The sequence below is a fragment of the Streptomyces synnematoformans genome (assembly GCF_039531005.1).
GTDB lineage: Bacteria > Actinomycetota > Actinomycetes > Streptomycetales > Streptomycetaceae > Streptomyces > Streptomyces synnematoformans.
In genome coordinates this window covers 1-10,251 of sequence record NZ_BAAAPF010000255.1, presented here as the reverse complement: position 1 = coordinate 10,251, position 10,251 = coordinate 1, and the positions used below count along the sequence as shown (strand labels likewise).

Annotated in this window: 11 protein-coding genes; 6 read left to right on the top strand and 5 right to left on the bottom strand. The window is 74.2% G+C overall.

Annotated elements, in window-relative coordinates:
* Positions 1-26 precede the first annotated feature (26 nt).
* Both ABD317_RS27775 and ABD317_RS27770 read right to left on the bottom strand, forming a co-directional pair.
* Positions 27-233 (bottom strand): DUF5999 family protein, encoded by a 207-nt coding sequence (locus ABD317_RS27775; protein WP_344293120.1) that lies wholly within the window; start codon positions 231-233, stop codon positions 27-29.
* Positions 234-489: 256 nt separating this feature from the next.
* Positions 490-1,077, bottom strand: coding sequence for a hypothetical protein (locus tag ABD317_RS27770; protein ID WP_344293118.1), 588 nt, complete (start codon positions 1,075-1,077; stop codon positions 490-492).
* A gap of 459 nt (positions 1,078-1,536) precedes the next feature.
* Between ABD317_RS27770 and ABD317_RS27765 the strand changes: the two genes are divergently transcribed.
* Positions 1,537-3,030: a glutamate-cysteine ligase family protein gene (locus tag ABD317_RS27765; protein ID WP_344293116.1), complete on the top strand. Its 1,494-nt coding sequence runs from the start codon at positions 1,537-1,539 to the stop codon at positions 3,028-3,030.
* Positions 3,031-3,091: 61 nt separating this feature from the next.
* Here the strand turns inward: ABD317_RS27765 and ABD317_RS27760 are convergent, their stop codons facing one another.
* Positions 3,092-4,855: a substrate-binding and VWA domain-containing protein gene (locus ABD317_RS27760; RefSeq protein ID WP_344293114.1), complete on the bottom strand. Its 1,764-nt coding sequence runs from the start codon at positions 4,853-4,855 to the stop codon at positions 3,092-3,094.
* 101 nt (positions 4,856-4,956) lie between these two features.
* On the opposite strand from ABD317_RS27760, the gene ABD317_RS27755 reads away from it, so the two are divergent.
* The 3 genes from ABD317_RS27755 to ABD317_RS27745 all read left to right on the top strand — a co-directional run bounded on the left by ABD317_RS27755 (position 4,957) and on the right by ABD317_RS27745 (position 7,082).
* Positions 4,957-5,721, top strand: a complete 765-nt coding sequence (locus tag ABD317_RS27755; protein ID WP_344293112.1) for a CPBP family intramembrane glutamic endopeptidase — start codon at positions 4,957-4,959, stop codon at positions 5,719-5,721.
* 116 nt (positions 5,722-5,837) lie between these two features.
* Complete coding sequence (locus ABD317_RS27750; protein ID WP_027757531.1) at positions 5,838-6,353, top strand: lytic polysaccharide monooxygenase; 516 nt, start codon at positions 5,838-5,840, stop codon at positions 6,351-6,353.
* Positions 6,354-6,521: 168 nt separating this feature from the next.
* The gene (locus tag ABD317_RS27745) at positions 6,522-7,082 is read left to right on the top strand and encodes a helix-turn-helix transcriptional regulator (RefSeq protein ID WP_027757532.1); all 561 of its coding nucleotides are present in this window, start codon (positions 6,522-6,524) and stop codon (positions 7,080-7,082) included.
* A gap of 52 nt (positions 7,083-7,134) precedes the next feature.
* On the opposite strand, the gene ABD317_RS27740 is transcribed toward ABD317_RS27745, so the two are convergent.
* Positions 7,135-7,920, bottom strand: a complete 786-nt coding sequence (locus ABD317_RS27740) for a DUF4232 domain-containing protein (protein ID WP_344293110.1) — start codon at positions 7,918-7,920, stop codon at positions 7,135-7,137.
* 162 nt (positions 7,921-8,082) lie between these two features.
* Here ABD317_RS27740 and ABD317_RS27735 point away from each other — a divergent pair, with 162 nt between their 5' ends.
* A complete protein-coding gene (locus ABD317_RS27735) occupies positions 8,083-9,111 on the top strand; it encodes an EamA family transporter (protein WP_344293108.1) in 1,029 nt (342 codons plus the stop codon).
* A 53-nt stretch (positions 9,112-9,164) separates the two neighbouring features.
* On the opposite strand, the gene ABD317_RS27730 is transcribed toward ABD317_RS27735, so the two are convergent.
* Positions 9,165-9,833, bottom strand: coding sequence for a pyridoxamine 5'-phosphate oxidase family protein (locus ABD317_RS27730; protein WP_344293106.1), 669 nt, complete (start codon positions 9,831-9,833; stop codon positions 9,165-9,167).
* 88 nt (positions 9,834-9,921) lie between these two features.
* On the opposite strand from ABD317_RS27730, the gene ABD317_RS27725 reads away from it, so the two are divergent.
* Positions 9,922-10,251 (top strand): GntR family transcriptional regulator (locus ABD317_RS27725; protein WP_344293104.1); only part of this gene is annotated, 330 nt, incomplete at its 3' end.

The following is a 10,251-nucleotide window of genomic DNA, read 5'->3' as shown; positions in this document are numbered from 1 at the left end:
CGGGCCGGCGCTGCCGGGTCCGCCGCTCAGGCCGCGGTGGTCACGTCGTCGGCGGTGGGCGGCCGGGAGGGCGCGATGATCCGCCCGTCGGGAAGCAGCTCGCCGGTGTCCTCGAACAGCAGAACGCCGTTGCAGAGCAGGCTCCAGCCCTGCTCCGGGTGGTGCGCCACCGGGCGCGCCGCCTCCCGGTCGGTGGACTGGGCGGTCGGGCAGGGTGGCTGGTGCTGGCACATGGCTGGGTTCTCTCGCTGGTTCCTGGTCTCGGTCCTGCGGTCTGCAGATGTCATCGCCGCCCCCGTGTCGACTCGTTCCGCAACCAGTGTTCCCCCGCGAGCGTCAATCCGCAGGGATTTACCGGCAGGTGGTCTCCGGGGCAGAAGACGCATCACCCTCGCGGGCGGTTGCTCGGTGCCGGACCATCCTTTCGGGCGGTGCGCCCGGGGGAGTGGACCAGTCCACAGCGGTGATCAGACCGTGACCTCGCCGTGATCAGGCGGAGGAGCCCAGTAGCCGCGCCGCCGCGAGCCGGTCGCGCAGCGCGGGCAGCAGGTCGCCGGCGCGGTGCGCGCGGTGCGCGCTGATGCCGGGCGCCGCGGGCACCAGCGGCACCAGCAGGTCCGCCGGGTCGACCGCGCCCGACTCGGGTGCGGCGCCGGGGTCGGTGCGCAGCCAGAGCGTGACCATGTACAGCTCGGGCACGGACAGCAGCCGCGGCTGCACGCGGGCGGTCAGCGACTCGGCCTGGCGCAGGGCGCGTTGGGTGGAGGCGACGTACGGCCCCTCGGAGAAGTGCGAGAACGCCCAGCCGTCGGGGGTGATCCGCGCCTCCGCGGCGGCGACGACGCGGCCCTCGGCGGCGAGGTGGAACCGCCAGCCGGTGAGGGCCGCGTGCGGCGGGCCGTCCCCGGCTCCGACGCCGTCCAGGACGTGGACGGGCAGCGGGTCCGTGGCGCCCGCCGGGCCGGTCGCCAACGCGGGTGCGAGCGTACGGGTCCCGCGCACCGCCGTCGGGGACTTCAGCGCGGCGTGGACGCTGCGCAGAGCCGGAGAGGGGGGCGTAAGGACGCTGAGCGGCATAAGGGGTCGCCTACCTTCGACAGACGTGGAGCAGAGCGGGGAGCGAGATGCGGACGGCGCTGTCTGCTAGCGGGGTCAGAGGGGACCGCATCCGTGTGAGGGCGCCAACTCTCTGCCTCGTCCGCGAATTTTATACGACAACCGGTGGCGGCCCTTCCGTCTTGCCGCTCCGGTGAAATTGGCAAGGGGATTCTCGGTCGGCTATTCTCTGGCCTTTTCCGGAAGGTCGGCGGGAAATACCTGACGGACCCGGCGGCCGCCGTCGTGCGGGGTCGGCCGGATCTCGCCGGTGTCGGCGGCCCACCGGCGAGCGGCGCGGCGCGTGCCCGGCGGTGCGCGGTTCGGAACGACTCCGTACGGCGCGGGGCGCTCAGCGTAGCCGACCCGCGGCGGTCGCGGGCATTAGGGATCGGCACGCCTGGGCATCATCCCGGGCAGCCGAGCCGAGGAGGAACCTCGATGGGCGAGAAGGCCGTGGCCGGCGGGTTCGACCTGTCCGACCGGCACCGCTATCGGCAGCGGCTCCGCGAGTGCCTCGCGGGGCTGGAGCGACTGCTGGAGGAGAAGAGATTCGACCGCCCGCAGAATCTGATGGGGCTGGAGATAGAGCTGAATCTCGTGGGCGGGGACGGCATGCCGCGCATGATGAACTCGGAGGTGCTGGAGCGCATTGCGAGCCCCGATTTCCAGACCGAACTGGCCCAGTTCAACCTGGAGGTCAACATCGCGCCCCACCGGCTCGCCGACCGGGTGCTCGACCAACTCGCCGAAGAGCTGCGTACCGGGCTGTGGTACGCCGACCGGCAGGCGCGCGAGGTGGACGCCGGGATCGTGATGATCGGCATCCTGCCGACGCTGACCGCCGCGGACCTGGTCTCCGCCAACCTCTCCGAGGTGGACCGCTACCACCTGCTGAACCAGCAGATACTCGCCGCGCGCGGCGAGGCGATCCGGCTCGACATGCGCGGGGTGGAGGAACTGACGTACACCACCGGCTCCATCGCCCCCGAGGCCGCCTGCACGTCCGTGCAGCTGCACCTGCAGGTCACCCCCGGGCGGTTCGCGGACGTCTGGAACGCCTCGCAGGCGGCGGCGGCCGTGCAGGTCGCGCTCGGCGCCAACGCCCCCTTCGTCTTCGGCCGCGAACTGCTGCGGGAGTCGCGGCCGGAGCTGTTCCTGCAGGCCACCGACACCCGGCCGCCGGAGCTGCGCGCGCAGGGCGTGCGCCCGCGCGCGTGGTTCGGCGAGCGCTGGGTCACCGAGCCGCTGGAGCTGTTCGAGGAGAACATCCGCTACTTCCCCGCGCTGCTGCCGCTGTGCTCGGACCAGGAGCCGCTGCAGGTGCTGGACGCGGGCGGGGTGCCGGAGCTGTCCGAGCTGGTGCTGCACAACGGCACCGTCTACCGCTGGAACCGGCCCGTGTACGACGTCGCCGGCGGCGTGCCGCACCTGCGGGTGGAGAACCGGGTGCTGCCCGCCGGGCCGACCGTCACCGACGTCGTCGCCAACGCGGCCTTCTACTACGGGCTGGTGCGCTCCCTCGCCGACGAACAGCGCCCGGTGTGGGGCCGGCTGCCCTTCGACGGGGCGGCGGCCAACTTCGCGGCGGCCTGCCGGGACGGCATCGACGCCACGCTGGTGTGGCCGGGCCGGCGGCGGCTCGGCGGCGTGGCGCGGGTGCCGGCGGCCCGGCTCGTACGGGACGAGCTGCTGCCCATGGCCGCCGCCGGGCTGGACGCCTGGGGCGTCGACCCCGCAGACCGGGACCGCTACCTCGGCGTCATCGAGGGGCGCTGCCGGCGGCGGGTCAACGGCGCGTCGTGGCAGTCGGCGGCCTACCACCGGGCACTGGACCGCGGGCTGGACCGGGGCGCGGCGCTGGCGGAGATGACGCGGCGGTACGTGGAGCTGACCCGCACCGAGGAGCCGGTGCACAGCTGGCCGGTGGACTGACGGGCGCGGCGGGCACGGCGGGCGTGGGGCCGCCCGGGGCGTACGGGAGCGCCGTCGCGGCTCAGGACAGCGCCGCCTTGGCGCCGGCGTCCGTCACCGCCCGCAGCAGCACCGCGTGGATCTCCTTCGGGTCGGTCACCCGGTACGACTCGCCTCCGACGGCCTTCGCGATCCGGTCGCACGCCTTGACGTCCGCGTCCGGCCCGATGCCGATGACGATCAGGCCCACCGGGCGCTCCGGGTCGGCCGTCTCGCGCAGCCGCGCGGCCAGGTCCCCGGCGGAGATGCTGCCCGGGTCCTCGTTGGCGCCGTCGGTGAGCAGCACCACCGCGTTGAAGCGGCCGGCCGCGTACTCCTTGACCTGCCGCGCGTACGCCGCGAGCGCCGTGTCGTACAGCCCCGTCGCGCCGTCCGCGACCGGTTCGAGGCCGCCGAAGGCGCCCGCGAGGCGCTCGCGGTGGCTGGTGCCGTCGGGGGTGCGCTGGGCCAGCCGGGTGGTGCCGGCGACCTCCTCGTAGTCCTGCTCGCCCGCCAGGTGGGTGGAGAACCGCCACAGCCCGATCTCGTCCTCGCCGGTGAACTGGGAAAGGGCCTGGATCAGGGCGTTCTTCGTGACGTCCATGCGCGTCTGCCCCGGCTCGCCCGGCACCGGCTCGCCCATCGACCCGGAGACGTCGACCACGGTCGTCAGCCGGGCGCTCTGCACCGTGACGGTCCACATGCCGAGGACCGCGGCCACCTCCTCGGGGGCCGGCGGTGCGGCCGGCGGCGCGTCGAAGGGCTGCGGGCCGGCGCCGCCGGCCGCCGCCGCCAGCTCCCCGCCGGCGCCGCCCTCGGCGGTCCGGAAGCCCTGGCGGCGCAGCAGGGCGACCGCCGTGTCGTCGGTCAGCAGCCGCTGGAAGCGGCTGGCGGCGCGCACCCGGTCCATCGCCATGGCGTCGTTGTTGACGATGGTGTACGGGTAGTCGAGCGCGACCGTGCCGCCCTCGGGGTAGAACATGTCCAGCCGGCCGCCGGTGATCGCCCCGGCGTTGTGGCGGAAGGCGGCCTGTTCGGAGAGGAACAGCGCGTCGTTGTCCCGCGGGTCGTCCAGACCGGAGTCCGGAAGCGAGGCCAGCACCGCCGCGTCGCCGGGCTCGACCCGCTCGGCGAGCAGCTTGGCGGTGGCGGCCGTACGGGTGTCCGCGTGCTTGCCGCCGGCGCGGTGGACCGCCGTCAGCGCGAGCGCGCCGGTGGCGCTGACGGCCGGGTCGGCGGTGCCGAGGCGCAGGCCGGCCCCGTCGCCCATCGCGGCGTCCGTCAGCTCGGCCCAGCCGTACGTCCGGTCGGGCCAGCCGAGCCTGCGGGCGCCCTCGGGGAGGGCGGCCATGCCGACGGGCGAGGTGGCCAGCCGGGTGACCTCGTCGACGGTCGCGCCGTCGCCGGCGGTCACCAGGCCCGTCCAGATGCTGGAGTCGGGGATCCACACCTGGAAGTCCGGCCGCGCGCCCGCGTCGCGCAGCGACCGGGCGACCTCGGCGGCGGGGCGCGCGGTCACCTCGACGTTCAGGCAGCGGCCGTCGGTCTTCAGCTCCGCCCTGCGGGCGCGCTCCGCCGTCTTGCGGACGGCGGGGGCGATGTCGGGCGCGGCGACGACGCCGAGTTCGAGGTCCGGCCCCGCGCAGGGCTCGTCCGCCGACAGCATCCCGGTCTGCACGGCGACCAGCGTGCCCGCGCCGATCACCAGGACGAGGGCGGTCGCCACGACCACCGCGCGGCCCCGTACGCTGCGCCGGGGCGCGGCGCCGTCCGTTCCGTACGCATCGGGCAAGCTGTGTCGTCCCATAGTCGTCCCCCCGGACAGCCGCATATTGGTCACATGTTTTTCCGGTGACCCTAGCGAGACGGTGGGTCCTGTGGGGAGGGGTTGACCAATTGGAGGAGCGAGTGCAGGACCAGTCCCGCCGGCTGCTGCGCAGCGAAACGCTGCTGGTACTGGCGCTGTCCCTGGGAGCGAGCGCGGTCTCGGCCCTGATCAGCTTCACCGGCTCGGTCACCCGGCCGGGCGGGCTGAAGGAGCAGTCGGCCAACCTCAACTCCTCCGCCGCGCCCGGCCGTCCGTGGCTGGATCTGGCATGGCAGATGTTCGGGATCACTACCGCGCTGGTGCCGGTGGCGCTCGTGGCGTACCTGCTGGTGCGCGAGCGCGCGGGCGGGCTGGGCGCGGTGGGGTTCGACCACCGGCGGCCGGCGTTCGACCTGGGCTGGGGCGCGGCCGTGGCCGCGGTGGTCGGGGGGACGGGGCTAGCGTTCTACCTGGGCGCGCGGGCCGCGGGGTTCAACCTGACCGTCGTGCCGGAGTCGCTGCCCGACGTGTGGTGGAAGATCCCGGTGCTGATCCTCTCCGCGGTGCAGAACTCGGTGGTGGAGGAGGTCATCGTCGTCGGCTACCTGCTGCGCCGGCTGGACCAGCTGGGCTGGACCCCGGCGGCGGCGCTGGCGGGCAGTTCGCTGCTGCGCGGGACGTACCACCTCTACCAGGGGATCGGCGGCTTCGTCGGCAACGCGGTGATGGGCGTGGTGTTCGTCCTGCTGTACCGGCGGTGGGGGCGGGTGGGGCCGCTGGTGGCGGCGCACGCCTTCATCGACATCGTCGCCTTCGTGGGCTACGCGCTGTTCGCGGGGAAGGTGGGCTGGCTCCCTACGGAATGAGGAATTCCGGCACCGTCCGCGCCTTCGGCGGCGCGGCCTCCCTGGTCCACGGTATTGACGGTGGTCTGACAATAGATAAAGTCTAGACCAATGCCCCCCATGCAGGGAGAGACAAGATGCGCAGTCTCACAAAGCGTGCAGCGGTCGTTGCGGCGACCGTGACCCCGTTGGTCGTCCTCGCCCTCCCCGCCCCGCAGGCCGGTGCGCACGGCTGGATCACCTCGCCGCCCAGCCGGCAGCAGCAGTGTGCGCAGGGCACCGTCTCGTGCGGTCAGATCAAGTGGGAGCCGCAGAGCGTCGAGGGGCCCAAGGGCCTCAAGAGCTGCCACGGCGGCAACGGCCGGTTCGCGGAACTCAACGACGACAGCAAGGGCTGGCGGGTCACGCCGGTCAGCCGGACGCAGTCGTTCACCTGGCAGATCACCGCCAACCACCGCACGAGCACGTGGCAGTACTTCGTCGGCGGCCAGAAGGTCGCGGAGTTCAACGACGGCGGGGCCCAGCCGCCCGACTCGTTCAGCCACACCGTGAACTTCGGCAACATCACGGGCCGCCAGAAGGTCCTGGCCGTGTGGAACGTGTACGACACGGCAAACGCCTTCTACGCCTGCATCGACGTCGACATCCGGTGACGGCGCGGCGGTCGTAACGGCAGCGCGAGCCCTCGGAGAGCCAGCGGCTCTCCGGGGGCTTCTCCGTGTCCGGGTCCGGAACGGCCGGTGCTTGCCTTACGACTATCACCGATATATCGTTGACGTGTCGCAATCGATCGCAGAAGAGATCAAGAAGAGGTGATGACCATGCGATCCCACGGACACGGACACGGATACGGCCCGCGTGACGGGCGGCGCTCGGCCTTCGGCGGGTTCGGCCCGCCGTTCGGGCCTCCCTTCGGCCGGGGCCGCGGCGGCCCGCGGGGCCGCGCACGCCGCGGCGACGTGCGGGCGTCGATCCTGGCGCTGCTGAAGGACCGCCCCATGCACGGGTACGAGATGATCCAGGAGATCTCCGAGCGCAGCGGCGGCGCCTGGAAGCCGAGCCCCGGCTCGGTCTACCCCACGCTGCAGCTGCTGGAGGACGAGGGCCTGATCGCCAGCGCCTCCGAGGGCGGCAAGAAGCTGTTCTCGCTCACCGCCGCCGGCCGCGAGGAGGCGGAGTCGGGACCCGAGGCGCCCTGGGAGGACGCCGGGCGCGGCGTCGACTGGGAGGCGCTGCAGGAGGTCCGGCAGTCGGGCTTCGCGCTCGCCGAGGCCTTCCGGCAGGTGTACACCACCGGCACCGCCGAGCAGCGCCAGGAGGCGCTGGCCGTGGTCAACGAGGCCCGCAAGAAGCTGTACCTCATCCTCGCCGAGGAGAGCTGAGCCCCGGTGCCCGGCTCGGCCGGCCGGGCACCGCGGCGCAGCCGCGCACACGTCAGCGCGCCGGGCCGGTGCCCTTCGCCAGGGGCAGGGCGTCGATGCGGCCGGCGTTGCAGACCTCGCCCAGCCGCCATGCGGCGTCCGTGTGGTGGTACGTGTCGGGCGGGATGACCTCCAGCGCCGCCGGCTTCGGCCGGCAGGCCCCGCTTCCGTCGTCCGAGTCGCCGGCCACCACCGTCCAGTGCAGCCTGCTCCACGCCGCCGCCCCGGGTGCGAGCGTCAGCATGGACGGGGTGCGGCTGCGGTCCCGTACCACTTCGGTCGGGATGTTCGCCCCGTCCTCCCCGACCAGTTGCAGGCCGGTCCAGCCGCGGGTGCGGCATGCGGAGTCCGAGTCGTTGGTGAGGACGAGCGCCGCGTAGCGGTTGCCCGCCGCGGGGTTGAGCGGGCGTACGGAGGCCGACAGGTCGCCCGTACGGCACCAGGAGGCCGCCGCGGAACCGCCGGCGGCCGCCTTCGGCTCCGCCTTGGACTCCGCCGTGGGCTTCGCCCCGAGCGGTTCCGCGGCGGCGCCGTCGTCCGCCGCGTCGTCCCCGGCGCCCTCGGCCGGCTGCGCCGGTGCCCCGTCCTCCTTCTTCGCGGGGGCGTTCCGCTCCGCCCGGTCCCCGTTCCGCGTGCTCTCGTCGCCGCCGGCGCCTTCGGCCCGCCGGGGTTCGGCGTTGCCCGCGGGGTCGGTGGTCGCGCCGTCGGAGTCGGTGCCGCAGCCCGCGGCCAGCAGCCCGGCCGCGGCGAGGGCGGCGAGGGCGATGCGGGTGCGGGCGCGGCTGGGCTGTCGTGTCATGTGTTCCCCCTGGCTGCTCGAAGTGACCAGATCGTGGGGTGTCGGTCGTTGGACCCGAGCGGGGAGCGATCGGTTCCACCGGGATGGGTTCCCCCGGGACGAGGGGAGGATGCGGGTGTGCGCCCGTGCGCCTGGTGTCAGCAGCAATGAGTAATGACACTCATGTACGGCGCTGACATAATCACCCGCATGCAGCAGTCATTCGACAGGCGCGCAGGGCTCGGGTTCGCGCTGGCCTCCGCGCTCGCGTTCGGCGGCTCCGGGGTGGCGGCGAAGCCGCTCATCGAGCAGGGCATGGATTCGCTGCACGTGGTGTGGCTGCGTATCGCCGGGGCCGCGCTGGTGCTGCTGCCGCTCGCCTGGCGGCACCGCGCCCTGGCACGGCAGCGGCCGGCGCTGCTCGCCGGCTTCGGCGTGCTCGCGGTCGCCGGCGTGCAGGCGTTCTACTTCGCGGCCATCGCCCGCATCCCGGTCGGCGTGGGGCTGCTCATCGAGTTCTTCGGGCCGGCGCTGGTGCTCGGCTGGGTGCGGTTCGTCCAGCGCCGGCCGGTCACCCGGCAGGCGGCCGTCGGCGTGCTGTTCGCGGTCACCGGGCTGGCCTGCGTGGTCGAGGTCTGGGCGGGGCTGGGCTTCGACCCGCTCGGGCTGCTCCTCGCCTTCGGCGCGGCGTGCTGCCAGTGCGCCTACTTCGTCCTCGCCGGGCACGGCACCGACTCCGGGGACGGCCCGGCGCCGCACCCGCTGGGCGTCATCGCGTACGGGCTGATCGTCGGCGCCGTCGTGCTCACGGCCGTCTCCCGGCCCTGGAACCTGCGGTGGTCGCTGCTCGGCGAGCGCGCCGAACTCGCCGGCGGGCAGCTGCCGGCCTGGACGCTGATCGCCTGGATCATCCTGGTGACGACCGTGCTGGCGTATCTGTTCGGGGTCCTCGCGGTGCGCCGGCTCTCGCCGCCGGTGGCGGGCGTCGTCGCGTGCCTGGAGGCCGTGATCGCCACCGTGCTGGCGTGGGTGCTGCTGGCCGAACACCTGGGCGCGGCCCAGATCGTGGGCGGGGCGCTGGTGCTGATCGGCGCGTTCACCGCGCAGCTGGCGGTGCCGGCGTCCGCGCCGGGGGAGCGCGGCGAGCCGGTCGCCGGGAGCGTGCCGCGGCGGCGGGACGACGGCAGGAAGGTGTCCGGCACCCGCCGGTGACGGCCCGGCCGCCCTCGGCCGCCGCGGCCGGGGGCGGCCGGGGCGGCACCGGGTCAGCCCGCGGGCAGGTAGCCGGGGGTCTCGATGCCGGGCGCCAGGTCGTCGGCCGGCACGGGCGTGCCGTAGACGGGGGCGACCGGCACCACCCCCGTCCAGTACGGCAGCTGACGGTCCTCCGGCTCGTCATTGGGGCCGCCGGTGCGCAGCTTGACGGAGACCTCCTCGATGGCGAGCCGGAGCACGGCCGTCTGGGCCAGCTCCTTGGCGTTCGCGCGCCGGGAGTCGCCGGACCGGCCGGGGACGATGTGGTCGACGATCGCGTCCAGCGCCGCCGTCCGCTCGTCGTGGTCGGCCACGGCGTACGCGTCGCCGTGCACGACCGCGGAGCGGTAGTTGAGCGAGTGGTGGAACGCGGAGCGGGCCAGCACCAGCCCGTCCACGTGCGTGACGGTCAGGCACACCGGCAGCCCGGCGCTCCCGGCGCGCCCGGCGGTGCGCAGCGGGCGGGACCCGGTGGAGCCGTGCACGTACAGCTGCTCGCCGACGCGCGCGTAGAGCGTGGGCAGCACGACGGGGCGGCCGTCGCGGAGGAAACCGAGGTGGCAGACGTAGCCGGCGTCGAGCACGGAGTGCACCGCAGCGCGGTCGTACGACGCCCGCTCACGGGAGCGCGTGGGCACGGTGCGGTCGGTGGCCGGGTAGGCGGCGGGGGTCGTGGACACGGGCGGCTCCCTCGGTGCTCGGCGGCGCGTGCGGGCGGCACACGGCGCGGGCTTGCGCTTCTCTTTGTACTAGTGCAATATCTTCTTTGTGCTAGGAGAGTATCGGATCGAGGGCCGGGGCGCAGCAGAGATCTCCGCCAGCATCGAGAGCGGCATCGGCGCCGGTGCGCTGCGGCCCGGCGATCCGCTGCCGCCGCTGCGGACGCTGGCGGCGGAGCTGGACGTCAACCCGAACACGGTGGCCGCCGCGTACCGCATGCTGCGCGAGCGCGGCGTCGTCGAGACCGCAGGCCGGCGCGGCACCCGGGTGCGGGCCCGCCCCGCCACCGCCCCCCGCGAGCGGATCAGCGTCGCCGTGCCGCCCGGCGCCCTCGACCTGTCCACCGGCAACCCCGACCCCGCCCTGCTGCCGCGGGAG